Source organism: Acidovorax sp. WCS2018Noco2-16, from assembly GCF_031843945.1.
Classification (GTDB): domain Bacteria; phylum Pseudomonadota; class Gammaproteobacteria; order Burkholderiales; family Burkholderiaceae_C; genus Paracidovorax.
In genome coordinates this window covers 486,460-503,689 of sequence record NZ_JAVTJJ010000001.1, presented here as the reverse complement: position 1 = coordinate 503,689, position 17,230 = coordinate 486,460, and the positions used below count along the sequence as shown (strand labels likewise).

Sequence of the window (17,230 nt, the reverse complement as noted above, 5' to 3'; positions counted from 1 at the left end):
CTTCACATGACCTTGCCTACCCCGGTGCTGCAACTGCAGGGCGCCGCCTTTCACACGGCGCAGGGGCGCGAGCTGCTCGCGCCCATAGATGCGCGTGTGCAGCCCGGCGAATGCGTGGCGCTGGTGGGGCCCAACGGTGCGGGCAAGAGCACGCTGCTGAAGCTGTTGGCCGCCCGCATTGCGCCCACGCAGGGTGCTGTGCGGCTGTTGGGGCACGACCTGGCCACCTGGCCCGCAGCAGAGCGTGCCCGCCATGTGGCGCTGCTGGGCCAGGCCGACACGGTGGACACGGGCCTGATGGTGCGCGACTACGTCGCCTTCGGCCGGCTGCCGCATCAGCACCGCGCCAGCCGCGCCGAGCATGCGCGCGCCGTGGACCAGGCCCTGCAGACCTGCGCAGCCGGTGCGCTGGCGGGGCGCGCGCTGGGCACCCTGTCGGGCGGGGAGCGCCAACGCGTGCATCTGGCGCGGGCGCTGGCGCAAGAGCCCACGCTGCTGCTGCTGGACGAGCCCACCAACCACCTGGATCTGGCCGCACGTGCCGACCTGCTGGCGCTGGTGCGCGGGCTGGGCATCACCGTCGTTGCCGCGCTGCATGAACTGGGGCTGGTGCCCGGTTTTGCCACGCGCGCCTGGGTGCTGCACGGCGGCCGGCTGGTGGCCGACGGCCCGCCTGCCGAAGCGCTGAGCGCCGTGCGGGTGGCTGCCGTGTTCGGCATGGAACTGGTGCACACGCGGCACCCACGCCATGGCGGCACGCTGTGGGCTTTTGAACGGGCAGCGGCATGAAGTGTTTTGTGAATGTTCTGAAAATGGCAGCGGCGCTGGGGTTCTCAGTGCTGGCCTGCGTTGCGGGTGCCACCGAGTCGGGCTTTCCCGTCACCGTCAGCAGCTGCGGCCAGCCCGTGCGATTCGAGGCCCCGCCGCGCCGCCTGGTGGTGCACGACCTGAACATGGCCGAAATGGCGCTGGCCCTGGGCCTGCAGCCGCGCATGGTGGGCGTGACGGGCATCACCGGCTGGTACAAGGCCGACGCCGCGTTCTTTCGCGCGCTGGGCAACGTCCCCGAACTGGCGCCCAAATACCCCACGCTCGAAAACATCCTGGCCGTGAAGCCTGACCTGTTTTTTGCCGGCTGGTACTACGGCATGCAGCCGGGTGGCGAGGTCACGCCCAGCACGCTGGCCCGCCACGGCGTGGCCACGCTGGTGCTGACCGAGAGCTGCGTGCACACCCGCACGGACAAGCCTGCAGCCACGCTGGATTTGCTCTATGGCGACGTGCTGCGCCTGGGCACCGTCTTCGGCCGGCGCGATGCGGCCGAGCAGCTGGTGGCCGGCTGGCGCGACCGTGTGCGCGCCGCCGCCCAGCCGGCCTTGCCCCAACCGCCGCGCGTCTTCGTCTACGACTCGGGTGAAGACAAACCCTTCACCGCCGGCCGCGCCGCCATGCCGCATGCGCTGATCGCGGCGGCTGGCGGCGTGAATGCGCTGGGTGACGTCGCCATGGGCTGGGGCGCCACGTCGTGGGAGGCCGTGGCTGAGCGCGACCCGCAGTTCATCGTGCTGCTCGACTACCAGAACGGGCAGGGGCCCCACCACCTGCGCCGCGTGCTGGAGGCGCACCCCGCCATGCGGCTTACCCAGGCCGTGCGCCATCGGCGCTACATCTTGCTGCGCTATGCCGAGCTGACACCCGGCCCCGCCAACATCGAAGCCATCGAAAAGATCGCCCGCGCCTTGAGGGCGCCGCGTTGAAAGCCCGCACCGCTGGCGCCGTCGTCGCTGGTGTGGTGCTGCTGATCGCGCTGGCCGTGGCGTCGCTCAGCGTGGGCAGCACGGCACTGGGTTGGCGCGATGCGCTGGCCGCCCTGGCCGGGCAGTGGGCTCCAGCGCTGGGCTGGCCGGCATCGGGCGAGATGGCCCAGACCATCGTGCGCGACCTGCGCCTGCCGCGCCTGTTGCTGGCGCTGCTGGTGGGCGCTGCGCTGGCCGTGGTGGGCGGCCTGCTGCAGACCAGCACGCGCAACGACCTGGCAGACCCGTTTCTCTTTGGCCTGTCGTCCGGCGCATCGGCTGCGGCGGTGGCGGTGATCGGCTGGGCGGGTGACGCCCTGGGCGCGTGGACGCTGCCGGCCGCCACCTTCAGCGGCGCGCTGGTGGCCGCTGCCGCTGTGCTGCTGCTGGTGCATCGCGTGGGCGCCCAGGGGCCGGCCAACATGGTGCTGGGCGGGCTGGCCATCTCCTTCCTGCTGGGCGCGGTCACGCATGTGCTGGTGTTCGCGGGCGATCAGCGCGCGGCGCATGCGGTGGTGTTCTGGTCGCTGGGCGGCCTGGGGCTGGCGCGGTGGGACAACCTGTGGCTGCCGCTGGCAGGTCTGCTGGTGGCGGCCGCCTTCGTGGCGCGGCGCCATCGCGCGCTCGACACGCTGCTGGCCGGCGACGACACCGCGCACAGCCTGGGCGTGGCGCCGCAGCGGCTGCGCCTTCAAATCTTCGTGGTGGCTGCGGCGGCCACCGCCTGCTGCGTGGCGCTCAGCGGCGTCATCGGCTTCGTCGGCCTGATGGTGCCGCATCTGGCACGGCGCCTGGCCGGGCCGCTGCACGCGCGCTTTGTGCCGCTGGCTGCAATGTTGGGCGCAGCGCTGCTGGTGGGTAGCGATCTGGTGGCGCGCACTGCACTGGGCGCGCAGGAGCTGCCGGTGGGCATCGTCACGGCAGGCCTGGGCGCTTGCTTCGTGATTGTTTTGCTGCGCAGGCCGGGCCACGCATCTTCATAGATCTTTCAGATCCGATGTCATGGAGATAAAGTCTTTTTAGTTTGATAGCCGAACTCCTACTATCCTGACCGAAGTAGCGGCCATGCTCTACACCTCGCAGCCCGGCGTCAGCCGGCAGATCCGCGAGCTGGAAGAAGAGCTGGGCGTGGAGATCTTCGTGCGTGCCGGCAAGCGGCTGACCGGCCTCACGCCGCCCGGCGGAACGCTGCTGCCCATCGTCGAGCGCCTGCGGCTGGAGGCCGACAATCTCAAGCGCGCAGGCCATGGCTTCAGTGCCAGCCAGGAAGGGCGCCTTTCCGTGGCTGCCACCCATTCGCAAGCCCGCTATGCACTGCCCCAGGTGGTGCGCGACTTCCGCACGCTCTTTCCACAGGTCACGCTGCAACTGCATCAGGCTCGCCCCGCCAGGTTGCCGAGATGCTGCTGAACGGCCAAGCCGACATCGGCGTGGCCACCGAGGCGCTGGCAGGCTACGACGCGCTGGTGACGCTGCCGTGCTACCGCTGGACGCACAGCATCGTCGTCACGCCGGGCCACCCGCTGCTCGACAGCGACGCGCCCGTCACGCTGCACCAGCTGGCGCAGTTTCCGATCATCACTTACGAGCAGGGCTACACCGGCCGCGCGCACATCGACGAAGCGTTCGCCCGCGAGGGCCTGGCGCCCGACGTGGTGCTGACCGCCATGGACGCCGACGTGATCAAGACCTATGTGGAGCTGGGCATGGGCGTGGGCATCGTCGCCTCCATCGCGGTGGACCCCGACCGCGACCGCCACCTGCGCAGCCTGGATGCGCGCCACCTCTTCGAGGTCAACCTCACGCGGCTGGCCATCCGGCGCGGCAGCTGGCTGCGTGGCTATGCCTACCGCTTTATCGAGACCTTCGTGCCCACGCTGGACCGCGCAGCGGTGGAAAACGCCATGCAGCCTTGAGAGTTGCGGGCGCAGGTATCCCAGCCGGTCAGCGCTAGAGCGCCGCGCCGGGCACCCGATAGTGGTACCGATACAGGTCGGCGAACCCCAGCCCGGCGTAGAGCGCACGTGCCGCCGGGTTTTCCTCTCGCACCTGCAGGTACGCCCAACGCGCTCCGATAGCTATGCCCCAGCCCATCAGTGCGCGCATCAGCGTGGCGCCGTGGCCCTGGTTGCGATGCGCCGGATCAATGACGATGTCGTAGAAGCCCAGCGCGTCGCCTTCGCGCACGGCCAGGCCAAAACCGATGGCATCGCCGGCGTGGTGCAGCGTGGCAAAGCCCGTGGAGTGCGCGATGGAGCGCAGCATGGCGTGATGGATGCCCTGGTGCTGTGCACTCACGCCATTGGCGGCGGAGAATCCGTCCAGCCATGCGTCGGTGGGCTGCAATGCGATCGTTACGCCTTCGGTGATGAAAGCATCGGCAACCGATTCCGGTGCGCCCTCCAGAACACGCGTCATCACGCAGGACGGATCGAAAAGCACATAGCCCGCCGATGCCAGCTGGACATCGGCTTCGGGCGACGCCAGCGGGGTAATGCGAAAGATCGCCGGCAAACCATGCCGGCCGTACAGCGCTTCAGCCGCTGCCTGCACACCCTCGAATGACGCATCGGGCGCGCCGGGATTCGCTGAATTGGCGCGCTTGGTGAAGCCACCGGCCAGCCGCAGCAGCCAGTCGCCATGCCGTTCGGTCTGCGGTGCCGGCCACGCGTGGAAGGCGCATGCCTCAATCCCCTGTATGCGGGTCAGATCGGGTTTTGGAGCTTGCTTCAAGGGCGGACTGTGCAGCGGTGCCATCGTTTATGAATCATTTAGGCCTCTAGCGCTTATTTTGTAAGCGCTTGTAGCTATCAAAATAGGAGCACTATGCGGCGAGGCGGCGGGCGCGCCGGTGCAGCTTGGGTAGGGACTGTCGCACGATAGCAGCGGCTGCGGCGCTTTGCGCCGCTGGCTGGCCGATGAGCGGTGAGGTCGGCCGTGTAGACTGCGCGGTTTTTTGGTCCGGTACCCATGGCGCAGCGATCCGATCGCACTCCCCTGACCGGTTCCACGCTCGTCCGCCTCTTGGCGGGGCTCATCGACCCGCAGCAGCGGGTGCGCGACTCACGGATGTCGTTCGCCGACGCCCTGAACCAGTGGACGGGCTGGACCGAGTCCATCGCTCTCTCCAAGGCACTCGACCGCCCGCTGGCTGTGGCGCTTCCTGCAACCGCCGGCACCCCCGGCGCGCAAGACCGCCACGCCGCAGGCCTGGCCGAGCACAACCGCGTGCGCGCGCTGATGGCGCAGGCCATTGCGCGCGACGTGGACGCTGCCGGCCGTGGGCCGCTGGATGCCGGAATGGGCTTTGCGCCTTTCCGCCACTGCCTGCAGTCCCGCCAGCAGGCGATGGAAATCGCCATCGGCCCGCTGCGCGAGCGCGTGCGGGCTGCGCTGGCCGAGTGCCCGGGTGAGGCGGGCCGGCTGGCCGCGGTCGATGCCGTGATGGCCGAAGTGCTGGCCGTGCAGGAGCGGCGCCTGCTGGGCACCGTGGCAGCGATGCTGAGCCGGCATTTCGAGCGCCTGTGCGGCGCGGCTGCCGATGCGCCAGAGGAAGAGGGCGCTCCACCTGTGGATCCGGAGGCCGCCAACGCCGTGGTGGATTCCCGGCGTGAACTGTTCCGCCTCGACCTGCAAGCCGTGCTGCTGGCCGAGCTGGAACTCAGATTGCAACCGGTGCAAGGGCTGCTGGCAGCCCTTCGCCAACACTCCACCCAAGGTGGTTCATGAACAAGAACAACGATCTCCAACCCTCTCACGCCGCCGCCACCGCGGCCTTCGTCGCCGCCTTCGCCACGGGGCTGGCAGTGGCCGTCTGGGTGGGCGTGGGCTACGGGTCCAGCCACCTGATGGCGCTGGCCATCACCGTGGCGATCGCCGGCTTCTATTTGCTGGGCGCGCGTGAGCTGCACCGCTACCGCCAAGACACGCGTGCATTGTCCGGCGCGTTGCAGGCCTTCCCGGCCAATGCCGACGCCGCCGCCCTGCAAGGCTGGCTGGCCACGTTGCCTGTCAGCCTGCGCAACGCCGTGCGCCAGCGCATCGAAGGCGGCCGCAGCGGGCTGCCCGCGCCAGTGTTGGCGTCTTACCTGACGGGCCTGCTGGTGCTTTTGGGCATGGTTGGCACCTTCCTGGGTATGGTGGTGACGCTGGACGGCACCGGTGCCGCGTTGGCCGGCGCCGACGGCTTGGGCGCCATTCGCGATGCGCTGTCGGCGCCCGTGCGCGGCCTGGGGCTGGCCTTCGGCACGTCGGTGGCGGGGGTGGCGGCATCGGCCATGCTGGGCCTGATGGCGGCACTCGCCCGGCGCGAGCGGCTGCAGGCCGGCCAGCAGCTGGATGCGCTGCTGCCCACCGCGCTGCGCCCGTTCACGCCGCTGCACCAGCGCGAAGCCTCGCTGCGCCTGCTGGAACAGCAAGCCGGGTTGCTGCCCGCACTGGTTGATCGCATCACCGATGCGATGGTCGCCATGGAGCGCGGCCAGGCCGCGCTGGCCGAGCGCCTGCAGGCCGACCAGGCGCGCTTTTATCAAGAAACCGAAGCTGCCTACACCGGCCTGGCTGCCGCGGTCGAACGCACGTTGACCGCCAGCACCGCCGAAAGCGCGCGCCTGGCCGGCGCCGCCCTGCAGCCTGCGGTAGAAGCCACGCTGGCCGGCCTGGGCCGCGAAAGCGCCCAGCTGCAGACCGCACTGGCCGACCAGGTGCGCCACCAGCTCGACGGCATGGCCGGCCAGTTCACCGCGGCCACTACGGCCGTCACCACCCAGTGGACCGGCGCACTGGCCGAACACCAGCGCACCAGCGACGCCACGGCCCAGGCCCTGCGCGGCACGCTGGACGGCTTCACGCAGAGCTTTGAGCAGCGCAGCACTGCGCTGGCCGATGGCCTGACCGAGCGGCTTGTGCACCAGTCCGACGCGCTGTCGGCCCGCTGGGGCGAGGCGCTGGCGCAGCAGGCCGAAGGCGGCGCGCAACTCGCGGTGCGCCATGAACAGGCCCTGCAAGCCGCTGCCGATCAATGGGCGCGCCATGCCGACGTACTGCACACCACCGTGCAGGACAGCCACGCCCGCCTGCAGGCCGACCTGGCCGAGCGCGACGCCGCCCGCCAGCAGGCATGGGACGCATCGCTGCGCACGCTGTCGGGCGCGCTGCACCAGGACTGGCAGACCGCACAGGCGGGCGCCACCACCCAATGGCGCGACCTGGGCCAGCTGTTGTCCACCACCGCCGAGAGCATCACCGCCCGCAACGCGGATCAGGCCACGCACTTGCTCGCACAGATCGAGCACCGCGCAGCACAGGACGAAGCGCGCCAGGCCGCGTGGACGCAATCGCTGCAGTCCGTCGCCGAAACGCTGCGTGTCGAGTGGCAGGCCGCGCAAGCCCAATCCACCGGCCAGTGGCATCAACTGGGCGACGTGCTGGCCGCCACGGCCGACGGCATCAGCCAGCGCAGCGCCGATCAGGCCACGCAGCTGCTGGCGCAGATCGACCGCCGCGCCACGCAGGACGAAGCCCGTCAAACCGCATGGACGCAGTCGCTGCAATCCGTTGCCGAAACGCTGCGTGCCGAATGGCAGGCCGCGCAAGCCCAATCCACCGGCCAGTGGCATCAGCTGGGCGACATGCTGGCCGCCACCGCCGATGGCATAAGCGAGCGCAGCGCCGAACAGGCCACGCAACTGCTCGCGCAGATCGAACACCGGGCAGCGCAGGACGAAGCGCGCCAGACCGCGTGGACGCAATCGCTGCAGTCGGTTGCCGAAAGCCTGCGCGCCGAATGGCAGGCCGCGCAGGTGCAATCCACCGGCCAGTGGCACCAGCTGGGCGAAGTGCTGGCGGCCACCGCCGAAGGCGTGACCACGCGCGCGGCAGAGCAGGCCAAGCAGGCGCTCTCGCACATCGACCAGCGTGCCGCGCAGGACGAGGCCCGCCAGGCGGCCTGGGCGCAGTCGCTGCAGGCGCTGTCCACCACGCTGCGTACCGAATGGCAAGAAGCCGGCGCACTGACCGCTGCGCGCTGGGATGAAGCCAGCGAGGCGCTGGCCCGCAGCACCAGCGAGATCACGCAGGCGCTGGACACGCATGCGCAGCGCACGCTGGGCGAGATCGGCACGTTGGTGCAGACGGCGTCGGAAGCGCCCCGCGCCGCAGCCGAGGTGATTGGCGAGCTGCGCCAAAAGCTGGCCGACAGCATGGTGCGCGACAACGCCATGCTGGAAGAGCGCAGCCGCATCCTGCAGACGCTCTCTACGCTGCTGGACACGGTGGGCGAAGCTTCGGCGCAGCAGCGCGGCGCCATCGACACGCTGCTGGATGGCACGACCGGCGCCCTTGAGCGCGCGGGCACACGCTTTGCCGACACCCTGCAGGCCCAGACCGACCGCATGGACGGCGTGGCCGCGCAGCTCACCGGCAGCGCGGTGGAAGTGGCCAGCCTGGGCGAGGCGTTCGGTGCTGCGGTACAGCACTTCGGCCATGCCAACGAGCAACTGGTCGCGCAGCTGCAGCGCATCGAAGCCGCGCTGTCCAAGTCGCTGGTCCGCAGCGACGAGCAGCTCGACTACTACGTCGCTCAGGCGCGCGAGGTAATCGAGCTGAGCGTGGGGGCGCAAAAGCAGGTGATGGACGGGCTGCAGCAAGTCGTCGCCGCGCGCGCACCGGCTGCGGCCGAACCTGCCGGGGCCTGACGCGATGCTGGGCCACGAAGAACTGGAAGCCGGCACCAGCCTGGACGCCGACGTGCCCGTGTGGGCCGTCTTCGGCGACCTGATGGCGGGCGCCCTGGGCGCTTTCGCGCTGATTCTGGTGGCTGCGCTGGGCATGCAGATGGACCTGAGCGAGCGCCTGAAGATCGAGCAGCGCCAGCGTGAGGCGCAAACCCAGCGCCTGCAAACGCTGGAGCAGGCCCTGGCCGGGCCGCTGGCCGGTGGGCGCGTGACGCTGGTGGACGGGCGCATCGGCATCAGCGGCAACGTGCTGTTTGCGCTCAATTCGGATGAACTGCAGCCCGAAGGCCAGCAACTGCTGCGCAGCCTTGCCGGCCCGTTGACGAGCTATTTGGGATCGCGCAGCGAAATCCTGATGGTGAGCGGCTTCACCGACGACCAGCGCATGCGCGGTGGCAACCGCTTTGCCGACAACTGGGAGCTGTCGGCCCAGCGCGCGCTGACCGTGACGCGCGCGCTGATCGAGGCCGGCGTGCCATCGTCGGCCGTCTTCGCTGCGGCCTTCGGCGCTGAGCAGGCCGTGGCATCGAATGCCGATGCGGCGGGCCGGGCGCGCAACCGCCGGGTGGAGATGGCCCCCATGCCACGGCCGGCGCGCACGACGGCGGAAACGAACACGGCAGACGGCGCCGCGACGCGCTGAGCCCTGGTTTTACCCATGTCCACGACCGCATCCGAGGATGTTGCAGCAAGCCATGACCTGACGGCCTTGCTGGCCGACTGGCACACACAGGGCGGCCACCAGCTGGAGCCCGTGCGCTTCGCGTTGGTCGAAGCGCTCGCACGCCGTGCCGCGCAGCACCAGGGCGCTACGCGGCAACTGCTGAATGCGCGCATGGACACGCTGGTGGCCGACTTGCGCCTGCGGCTGGCGGGGCGGGGCGTTTTGCCGGGTGGCGAAGGCGTGGCTCCGGCTGGTGTTGTCAACGCAGCGGTGCCACCGTCACGCGGCGCATTGGGCCAATTGGCCGATGCCATGGCCGACCCTGAGGCGGTGTTCGCGCAACGTCCGGTGGAATCCACAGCGCCTGAACGCGGCAGGCGTGCGTCGCAGCGGCAACGGATTGGCGACACGCCCGCCATCGTCGCCCGCAAGCCCAGCGTGGACGTGCCCTTGGGCACCTTGCCCAGCGCGGCGGGCGGCGGAGCGGCTGCGCAGGCCGCAGCGCCGCGTGAACTGGCATCGGTGCAGCGTTTTCGCGGCACCTGGTCGCGCCTGTCGGCCGACGAGCGCCTGCGCCAGACGCTGGCGCAGGTGCCGCCGCAGGCCGGGCCGCTGAATTCACTGCATCTGTTGCACCGCGCGCTGGTGGGCATGCAGGACATCGCCCCTGATTACCTGCAGCATTTTGTCGCGCATGTGGATGCGCTGCTGTGGCTGGAACAGGTGCACACCGCGTCGCTGGCGGTGCCATCGGCCCGTTCGTCCACCCGCCGCAAGCCGGTGGTGCGCAAGCGCTGAAAATTCCTTTGAATATCTGAATCGCTCTGCAAGGCGACTTGCTTGGGTGGCAAGAACTCAGCGCGCAGGCTGGCCCTGCTGCGTGACCCACGCGGCCAGCACCGCAGCGTCTGCGGCCGACACCTGCGGCTGGCGCGGCATGATCACTCGGCCCCACTGGCCCACGCTGCCTTGGCGGATCTTGGTGGCCAAACGGTCTGCCGCGCCCGGGTCGCCGCGGTACCGGTCTGCAATCTGCTGAAAACTCGGTCCGACGAAATGGCGATCCACCGCGTGGCAGCGCAGGCAGGATTTGTCCTGGGCCAACGCCCATCCTTGCGCTTGGGACGGCGGTGCCGCATCCGCACCCGCCGCATGGGCCGTGCTGCAAAGAACGGCCGCCAGGCCAAGGCAGGCGGGCACGCTGATGTAGCGACGAAGCAGTGTGGACATGGTGGTCAAGATCCCAGGATTCTAAGAAAAAAGAGCATGTAGCGCTGGATGGATAAGCGTTACATGCTCTTTAATCGATCGCAGATCGAGCCTGGCGGCGTGACGGTTTCCGTCGGTCACGGCCCTGCGCAGGCCATCACGTTCACTTGGCAGGCTGTTGATGAGCAGGGTGCCGCTGCTGTTCCTTTTGCGCGGCCTTGGTGTCCTTTTCGGACTTGGGCGGCGCGGAACGCTTCATTTCCGCCAGGCTGGCCTGGGCTTCCTTCAGCTTGGCGGTCGCCTTGGCTACGTTGTCTTCCTTGCCGCCGCTGCGCGCAGCGTCCAATTCCTTTTGCAATTGCGTGACCTTCTTTTCCTGCGTGCTCACGCGGCGGTCGTGCATGGCGCGGGCACCGGGTTCGCTGCAGCTCACTGCCAATTCGCCGCGGGCGCGTTCCAGCGACAGGGCTTGGGCGTCTTCGCCAGCGCTCTTGGCGTTCTCCATCTCGCTGGTCAGGCCGGCCTGTCTTTGGGCGCACACCTCTTGGTCTGCAGGTTGGGCCATGGCCAGAGTGGAGGCCGACAGGACGGCGAGGGCGATCACGGAGCGTGCAATTCTTTTCATGGCAAACCTTGTTTTAACGATGAGAGGAAGATCGCACACGCCGCGCTGCCGGACCGTCGGACGAGGGCGCATCGCGGCGCAGGTGCGGCCACTGCAGGGCGCGCGTTGGCCGGCCGTGCGGTTGCGTGCGAATGGTCGGAGGATGCGGGGTTTCAAGCCAAAAAGGCCTGTGGCGCTTTATGGGTAAGCGCTAGTAGCTATCAATAAAATAGCATTGGCAAGGTGGCCTTCAGCGCGGCCGCTGATGCCTCACAGCACCCGAAAGTGGTGCGTGCCGTCTCGCGCCAACTGGTCGACCAGTCCGTATTCCCAGTCCAGGTAGGCCTGCATGGCGGCGCGTGGCGCGCTGGTGCCTTCGTAGGGGCGGCGGTAGCGATCGATGCGGGGCGAGGCCAGCTGCGTCTCGCCCGGCTCCACCGGCAGGCCCTCGGCGATCCAGGCCAGCGTGCCGCCTTTCAGCACCGCCACTTCTGCGCCGGTGATGCGCGCCAGCTTGGCCGCCGCGTAGCGCGCCAGAAAGCTCGAGCCACAGGTCAGCACGTAGCGGCGCGGTGGTTGCCCAGCCTGCTCAGCGGCAGCCTGCACGGTGCCCACGGCTTGCGCCAGTTGCGAGCGCAGCGCCCACCACGCGCCGGGGATGTGGCGCTGCACGTAGTTGGCGCTCGACGTCAGGTCCAGCAGCGCCGTGTCCCCTACCTGCAGCCAGGTTTGCAGCTGCTGCGGGCTGATCCACTGGATGGGGCCTGCGGGTTCCGGCACTTGCGGCGCTGGGTCGCCGGTTTCGGTGGCGGAATCAGCGTCGCCCTCGTCCAGCACCCACACATCCCAGCCCATCTGCGCCAGCCACGATGCACTCATGTTGGCGCGCACGCCGTCGCCTTCGTCCGTCAGCACGATGCGTGCGCCGCGCACGGGCGCGGAGTGATCGGTTTCCTGCACCAGCTGGCCGCCCGGCGTGCTGCGGAACCCTGGCCGGTGGCCGGCGGCGTATTCCTCGGGCGTGCGCACGTCGAAGCGGTAGGTGGTGGTGCCGGCGGCCTCGACGTCGAACCGGGCCAGGTCCGCGGCGGTGGCGCGGCGCACGCCGGCACGGTCGGCCACCTGGCGGGCGCGATCGGCAGCGGCAGCGCGCTGCTCTTCGCTCACCGGGCCGCCGCGCCGGTCGGCGCCGTGCTCCAGCGTCTGGCCGGCCAGCAGCCAGCCGATGGTGCCGTTGCGCAGTGCAGCCACCGGGTTGGGCACGCCCGCATTCACCAGCGACTGCGTGCCGATGATGCTGCGCGTGCGGCCCGCGCAATTGACGATGATGCGCGTGGCCGGATCGGGCGCCAGCGCAGTGGCGCGCAGCACCAGCTCGGCGCCCGGCACGCTGGTGCCGGTGGGAATGCTCATGGTCTGGTATTCGTCGAAGCGGCGCGCGTCCAGCACCACCACGTCGGCCTGCTGGTCGATGAGCGCCTTGACCTCTTGCGCCGTCAGCGAGGGCGTGTGGCGGTCGGCCTCGACCAGCTCGCCGAAGGATTTGCTGGGCACGTTCACGTCGATGAAGATCTCACCGCCCGCGTCCCGCCAGCCCTGCAGGCCGCCTTGCAGCAGCGACACCTGCGTGTAGCCCAGCGCCTGCAGCGCGCGCGCGGCGGGCTCGGCCAGGCCTTCATCGTCGTCGTACACCACCACGGGTGTGGCCAGGCGCGGGATGCGGGTGAGGGCGTCGATCTCTACCCGGCCGGCCGGCAGGTTGGCGGCGAACAGCGGGTGCGCGCGCGCGAACGGGTCTTCTTCGCGCACGTCGAGCAGCGCGATCTCGCTACGGTCCAGCAGCGACTGGCGAACTTGGGTGGAGGTGGTGACGGGCAGCGCAGAGTCGTGGGCGGTCATGAAAGCGGTGCGTGATTTGGGTGAGTGGTCTGGTGGTTCAGGCCAATGTGGCGGGGTTGCGCGACAAGTCCCACAGGTTGGGCAACGTGCCATTGCTGTAGCCCGAGATGAAAGGCTTGCGCGTGCCGTCCGGCAAATACACGCTGCGCTCCACCGCGCCGATGTTGGCGCCGTAGACGTGGATGCTGATCGATGTCTGGTCGGCGAAGGCATTGCTGACCTGGTGCACGTCGCCAACGGTGGGCGACACGGCCTCCACCTGGCCCGGCACCAGCCGCTGCGGCGCGCCCTGCGGCAGCCAGCGGCCGTCTTCGCCTTGAGCAAAGCCCTGCGCCAGTTCCGATCCGCGCAGCATGCCGATCAGGCCCCACACGGTGTGGTCGTGAATGGGCGTGGACTGCCCCGGCCCCCAGACGAAGCTGACCACCGAGAACCGGCCCAGCGTGTCGGCATGCAGCAGGTGCTGCTGGTAGCGGTCCGGGTTGGGTTGGGCGTAGGCGGTAGGCAGCCAGTCGTCGCGCGACACCAGCGTGCGCAGCAGGGCGCCGCCTTCAGCCAGGATGCGCTCTTCGGCGGGCGCATCGTTCAGCAACCAGCCCAGCGCCTGCACGAATTCGCGCAGCGGCGCGATGGTGGTGGGCGGGGTGGAGGTGGTGGTTCGTATTGCGGCGCGCTCGGCATCCGTGGTGTCCAGGCTCATGGGTGCCACGGTAGCGGCGGGCGCGCTGGCGGGCAACGGTGACTTATGCATAACCAAACTCGCTTTCTTGGCACGGGTTCTTATTGCAGACGGCGGTGCGTCCCGGCGGACGGCGCTGCATAACCATAGCCGCTTTCGTTTGCCGGGCGCAGCGCGGCGGGCCGATAGCGTTGCGGGCTTCTTTCGTCCCCGATCTGTCTGGAGAAGCGCACATGACCGTTCCTCTTCAAGCCTTGTCCCCGTCATGCCGTGGCGTACTGAATGCTGGCGATGGTCTGCGGCGGCACGAGCCCGCCAGCCCGGCGCGCAGGCCAAAAACCGCATGTCGACAGCCGCTTTTCTTCGTTGGTGCACAGCAGCCGTGTGCCTGAGGTGGCCACTTGTCGTACTCGATTGTCTGGCTGTCTTGCAAGGAGCTTCGATGGGTGTTCAGTTCATCGGCATGATCCAGCCGCACGAGTTGTCGGAAACCATCGCCCGCAAGGGGCCCGCGGTGGACCCCGCGTATGTGCGTGTTCGCCCAGGCGCATGAACACGCGGGTTTCGACCGCATCCTGGTGCCCGCCAGTTCGTCGAGCCCCGACACGCTGCTCACCCTGACGTATGCGGCTTCGGTCACGCAGAAGATCGGCTTTCTGCTGGCGCGCCGGCCCGGCTTCGTGGCGCCCACGCTGGCGGCGCGGCAACTGGCAAGACCAGCCCTTCGACCACGAGGGCGCGTACTACCGCGTCAAGGGCGCGGTGTCTGAAGTCAAGCCGCTGCAGCAGCTCTATGTGCCGATCTACTTTGGCGGCGCGTCGGCACCTGCGTTGCAGGTGGCCGGCAGGCATGCAGACGTCTACGCGCTGTGGGGCGAATCGCTGGCCCAGGCCGGAGTACGGCGTGTGCGGGCCGAAGCGGTGCAGAACGGGCGCACGGTGGAATTCAGCATCTCGTTTCGCCCCATCCTTGGCAAGACCGAGGAAGAAGCCTGGGCCAAGGCCGACCGCATCCTGCAAGAAACCCGCGCGCGCCAGGTGCCGCAGGGCTATTCGCGCGGCGCAGGCCCGCAGCAGAGCGAAGGCGCCCAGCGCCTGCTGGCCGACGCCGCCAACGGCGACCGCGTGGACGAACGCCTGTGGACGGCCATCTCGCGCGAGACGGGCGGGCGCTCCAACTCCACATCCCTGGTGGGCACGCCCGAGCAGGTAGCCGATGCACTGCTCAAGTACTACGACTTAGGGATCACCACCTTCCTGATCCGCGGCTTTGATCTGCTGGTGAACGCCATCGAATACGGGCGCGAGTTGCTGCCAGCATCTCGCAATATCAGCTGTACGGCGCGCTGGAAGAGGCGGGCGTCAACCGCGAAGAAGGGACGATCAAGTTCGTGCTGCCCACCGACGCAGCCGCCGCCTTTGCATCCAGGCAGATCGACGCCTGGGCCATCTTCGACCCGTACTACACCATGGCCCTGCAGCAAGGCGGCCGCATCCTGCGCGACGGGCGCGGCATCAACACCGCCCTGGGCTTCATCACCGCCACCGAGGCGGCCCTGGCCGACCCGGCCAAGCGCGTCGCCATCGTGCAGTACCTCGACCGCCTGGCCCGCGCCGGCGACTGGGCCCTGGCCAATCGCGAGGCGTATGCGCAGGTCTACACGCAGCTCACCCGGCTGCCCATCGAGGCCTCACGCATCATCACCAGCCGCGCGGCCATCGCCACCCGGCCGGTGACGCACGCGGATGTGGCAGCGCTGCAGACGGTGGCGGACCGGTCTGCGCGGGATGGGATCCTGCCGGTGCGGGTGGATGGGGCGGGGATTACGGATGCAGGGGTTTGGCAAGGGGCTGCATGAGCGTGTGGTTGCGAGCTTGAATATGAAAAATGACTCTGGCGCTTGATAGGTAAGCGCTAGCAGCTATTGAAATGAGAGCGTTTAGGCCGACACTGATGCCACAACCCTCCCCATAACGACGGATCTGGCAGCACATGCTTAGACCGTTCACCCGGAAATTTTGAGGGGCTGCGCAAAGTTTGAACAAGCCCAAACCAAACGGACATTTTCGAGATTGAAGAAATCTGTCAAATATCTATTCTTTTATCTATTCAAATTTTGATTCAAAAAGGGGGTATTCTGAGCGCATGCCATCCGCCGCCCAGACCCATGCCGATGCGATCCGAAACCTGCTGCGCTCCGGCCCCGCCCGGGCGCAGACACTGGGTCAGGCACTGAAAATCAGCCAGCCCACGGTGTCCAGGGCGCTCAGTGCGTTGGGTGAAGAGGTGGTGCATTTTGGCGCTGCGAGATCTATTCAATACACGCTTCGAGACCACCTGCGCGCCGATCTGCGGGCCACGGTGTACCGCGTCACCGCCCAGGGCGCACTGGAAACGCTAGGCACCCTGGTTCCGGTCAGCCCAGATGGCTTTGTCATGATCGAGGCGGGTGGGGCTAGGCTCCACAGCGACGGCCTGCCCTGGTGGATCTACGACATGCGCCCGCAGGGTTACCTGGGGCGCGCGTACTGCCAGCGGCACGGCCAGCGCCTGGGCCTGCCCGAGCGGCTGGGTGACTGGAGCGACACCCACGCGCTGCGCGCCATCCTCGACCAGGGCGACGACATGCCCGGCAACCTGCTCATCGGCCGCATAGCGCGCGACCAGTTCGTCAACGCGCCCGACCCTGTGCCGATGGCAGCCGCGCAAAAGCTGCACACCTACGCCCAGCTTGCCGACATGGCCGCGCGCGGCGAAGTGGCGGGCTCCTCAGCCGCCGGCGAGCAGCCCAAGTTCACCGCCTACGCACAGCATGCCGATGGCACCGCCGCGCACGTGATGGTCAAGTTCACCGCAGAACTCGACACCCCCGTCAGCGAGCGCTGGCGCGACCTGCTGCTGGCCGAGCACATCGCGCTGCAGGTGCTGCGGGACCATAGCGTGGCTGCCGCGCAGTCAATGACCTGGATGCACGGCACGCAACGATTTCTGGAAGTGCAGCGGTTTGACCGGCTGGGTACTCGCGGACGAAGGGCGCTGCACTCCTTCGCGGCGCTGGATGCCGAATTTGTCGGCAGCGGCGGCAACTGGCCGGTTATCGCCAGGGGGTTGTTGAAGGAAGGGGTCATCACCCCCCAGGCCTTTGACACCGCCTGTCTGCTGTGGGCGTTTGGCACCCTGATCGGCAACACCGACATGCACAGCGGCAATCTCTCGTGTTTGTCAGACGGGCGCAGGCCTTATGAACTGGCGCCGGCTTATGACATGACGCCCATGGCGTTTGCACCCACTGCCGGAGGAGGCTTGCCAGATCGGGCGCTTGAACTGACGGTGGGGGAGCAGGTCAGCGCGGCGGCTTGGAAAGAGGCGCTTGTGATGGCGCAGGTGTTTGTTCGCCGGTTGGAGGACGAAGATGAATTCAGCGCGGGGTTCGACGTGTGCAAGGCTGAGTTGCTGCGCCATGTGGCGGTGGCGGCAGAGCGTGTTGGGCGGCTCGTGCTTTGAGGGGGTTACCGGGGTGGCGGGGTGACCTCCAACATTGCCGCCGCCTCGCCAGTCAAGCTGCTGCATGGCGGTGAGTAGATGGGCGCATGCTGCACCACCGCAGCCGTGTCGCCTGCGACGGCGGAATAGAAGGCGGGGCT

General features: G+C 68.6%; 14 protein-coding genes and 2 pseudogenes. 11 read left to right on the top strand and 5 right to left on the bottom strand.

Features of this window, described 5'->3' with window-relative positions; translation table 11 throughout:
- Nucleotides 1–6: 6 nt before the first annotated feature.
- The 4 genes and pseudogenes from RQI28_RS02215 to RQI28_RS02200 all read left to right on the top strand — a co-directional run bounded on the left by RQI28_RS02215 (nucleotide 7) and on the right by RQI28_RS02200 (nucleotide 3,712).
- The gene (locus RQI28_RS02215; RefSeq protein ID WP_311220954.1) at nucleotides 7–789 is read left to right on the top strand and encodes an ABC transporter ATP-binding protein; all 783 of its coding nucleotides are present in this window, start codon (nucleotides 7–9) and stop codon (nucleotides 787–789) included.
- A gap of 8 nt (nucleotides 790–797) precedes the next feature.
- On the top strand, nucleotides 798–1,757 hold the full coding sequence (locus RQI28_RS02210; RefSeq protein WP_311220953.1) for an ABC transporter substrate-binding protein: 960 nt from the start codon (nucleotides 798–800) through the stop codon (nucleotides 1,755–1,757).
- Entirely contained in the window at nucleotides 1,754–2,779 is a 1,026-nt protein-coding gene (locus RQI28_RS02205; RefSeq protein ID WP_311220952.1) for an iron ABC transporter permease, read from the top strand. Before RQI28_RS02210 ends, RQI28_RS02205 begins: the two co-directional genes overlap by 4 nt.
- A gap of 82 nt (nucleotides 2,780–2,861) precedes the next feature.
- Nucleotides 2,862–3,712: pseudogene (locus tag RQI28_RS02200) on the top strand (CysB family HTH-type transcriptional regulator).
- Between the two features lie 34 nt (nucleotides 3,713–3,746).
- Here the strand turns inward: RQI28_RS02200 and RQI28_RS02195 are convergent.
- Nucleotides 3,747–4,529, bottom strand: coding sequence for a GNAT family N-acetyltransferase (locus RQI28_RS02195; protein ID WP_311220951.1), 783 nt, complete (start codon nucleotides 4,527–4,529; stop codon nucleotides 3,747–3,749).
- A 237-nt stretch (nucleotides 4,530–4,766) separates the two neighbouring features.
- On the opposite strand from RQI28_RS02195, the gene RQI28_RS02190 reads away from it, so the two are divergent.
- The 4 genes from RQI28_RS02190 to RQI28_RS02175 are packed head-to-tail and all read left to right on the top strand — an operon-like array spanning nucleotide 4,767 to nucleotide 9,992.
- Nucleotides 4,767–5,525: a DUF3348 family protein gene (locus RQI28_RS02190; RefSeq protein WP_311220950.1), complete on the top strand. Its 759-nt coding sequence runs from the start codon at nucleotides 4,767–4,769 to the stop codon at nucleotides 5,523–5,525.
- A complete protein-coding gene (locus RQI28_RS02185; RefSeq protein WP_311220949.1) occupies nucleotides 5,522–8,491 on the top strand; it encodes a DUF802 domain-containing protein in 2,970 nt (989 codons plus the stop codon). The genes RQI28_RS02190 and RQI28_RS02185 overlap by 4 nt, the downstream gene beginning before the upstream one ends.
- 4 nt (nucleotides 8,492–8,495) lie before the next feature.
- A complete protein-coding gene (locus RQI28_RS02180) occupies nucleotides 8,496–9,173 on the top strand; it encodes an OmpA family protein (protein ID WP_311220948.1) in 678 nt (225 codons plus the stop codon).
- Nucleotides 9,174–9,188: 15 nt separating this feature from the next.
- Nucleotides 9,189–9,992 carry a DUF2894 domain-containing protein gene (locus RQI28_RS02175; RefSeq protein WP_311220947.1) on the top strand — a complete coding sequence of 268 codons (804 nt, stop codon included), beginning with the start codon at nucleotides 9,189–9,191 and terminating at the stop codon, nucleotides 9,990–9,992.
- A 57-nt stretch (nucleotides 9,993–10,049) separates the two neighbouring features.
- Here the strand turns inward: RQI28_RS02175 and RQI28_RS02170 are convergent, their stop codons facing one another.
- The 4 genes from RQI28_RS02170 to RQI28_RS02155 form a co-directional block, all read right to left on the bottom strand.
- On the bottom strand, nucleotides 10,050–10,424 hold the full coding sequence (locus tag RQI28_RS02170) for a c-type cytochrome (protein WP_311220946.1): 375 nt from the start codon (nucleotides 10,422–10,424) through the stop codon (nucleotides 10,050–10,052).
- A gap of 142 nt (nucleotides 10,425–10,566) precedes the next feature.
- Nucleotides 10,567–11,028: a DUF1090 family protein gene (locus RQI28_RS02165; RefSeq protein WP_311220945.1), complete on the bottom strand. Its 462-nt coding sequence runs from the start codon at nucleotides 11,026–11,028 to the stop codon at nucleotides 10,567–10,569.
- A 249-nt stretch (nucleotides 11,029–11,277) separates the two neighbouring features.
- Complete coding sequence (locus RQI28_RS02160) at nucleotides 11,278–12,906, bottom strand: rhodanese homology domain-containing protein (RefSeq protein ID WP_311220944.1); 1,629 nt, start codon at nucleotides 12,904–12,906, stop codon at nucleotides 11,278–11,280.
- A 37-nt stretch (nucleotides 12,907–12,943) separates the two neighbouring features.
- A complete protein-coding gene (locus tag RQI28_RS02155; protein WP_311221547.1) occupies nucleotides 12,944–13,606 on the bottom strand; it encodes a cysteine dioxygenase in 663 nt (220 codons plus the stop codon).
- Between the two features lie 421 nt (nucleotides 13,607–14,027).
- On the opposite strand from RQI28_RS02155, the pseudogene RQI28_RS02150 reads away from it, so the two are divergent.
- The 3 genes and pseudogenes from RQI28_RS02150 to yjjJ all read left to right on the top strand — a co-directional run.
- A pseudogene (locus tag RQI28_RS02150) lies at nucleotides 14,028–14,947 on the top strand (LLM class flavin-dependent oxidoreductase); the annotation flags it as partial.
- Nucleotides 14,881–15,444 (top strand): ABC transporter substrate-binding protein, encoded by a 564-nt coding sequence (locus tag RQI28_RS02145; protein WP_311221546.1) that lies wholly within the window; start codon nucleotides 14,881–14,883, stop codon nucleotides 15,442–15,444. The pseudogene RQI28_RS02150 and the gene RQI28_RS02145, both read left to right, overlap by 67 nt.
- 287 nt (nucleotides 15,445–15,731) lie before the next feature.
- The gene (gene yjjJ / locus RQI28_RS02140; protein WP_311220942.1) at nucleotides 15,732–17,090 is read left to right on the top strand and encodes a type II toxin-antitoxin system HipA family toxin YjjJ; all 1,359 of its coding nucleotides are present in this window, start codon (nucleotides 15,732–15,734) and stop codon (nucleotides 17,088–17,090) included.
- Nucleotides 17,091–17,230: the final 140 nt, after the last annotated feature.

Coding starts and splice junctions, on each gene's coding strand:
- RQI28_RS02190 (WP_311220950.1), top strand. CDS start 4,767: ATGGCGCAGCGATCCGATCGCACTCCCCTGACCGGTTCCACGCTCGTC.
- RQI28_RS02165 (WP_311220945.1), bottom strand. CDS start 11,028: ATGAAAAGAATTGCACGCTCCGTGATCGCCCTCGCCGTCCTGTCGGCC.
- RQI28_RS02215 (WP_311220954.1), top strand. CDS start 7: ATGACCTTGCCTACCCCGGTGCTGCAACTGCAGGGCGCCGCCTTTCAC.
- RQI28_RS02160 (WP_311220944.1), bottom strand. CDS start 12,906: ATGACCGCCCACGACTCTGCGCTGCCCGTCACCACCTCCACCCAAGTT.
- RQI28_RS02175 (WP_311220947.1), top strand. CDS start 9,189: ATGTCCACGACCGCATCCGAGGATGTTGCAGCAAGCCATGACCTGACG.
- RQI28_RS02180 (WP_311220948.1), top strand. CDS start 8,496: ATGCTGGGCCACGAAGAACTGGAAGCCGGCACCAGCCTGGACGCCGAC.
- RQI28_RS02185 (WP_311220949.1), top strand. CDS start 5,522: ATGAACAAGAACAACGATCTCCAACCCTCTCACGCCGCCGCCACCGCG.
- RQI28_RS02170 (WP_311220946.1), bottom strand. CDS start 10,424: ATGTCCACACTGCTTCGTCGCTACATCAGCGTGCCCGCCTGCCTTGGC.
- yjjJ (WP_311220942.1), top strand. CDS start 15,732: ATGCCATCCGCCGCCCAGACCCATGCCGATGCGATCCGAAACCTGCTG.
- RQI28_RS02155 (WP_311221547.1), bottom strand. CDS start 13,606: ATGAGCCTGGACACCACGGATGCCGAGCGCGCCGCAATACGAACCACC.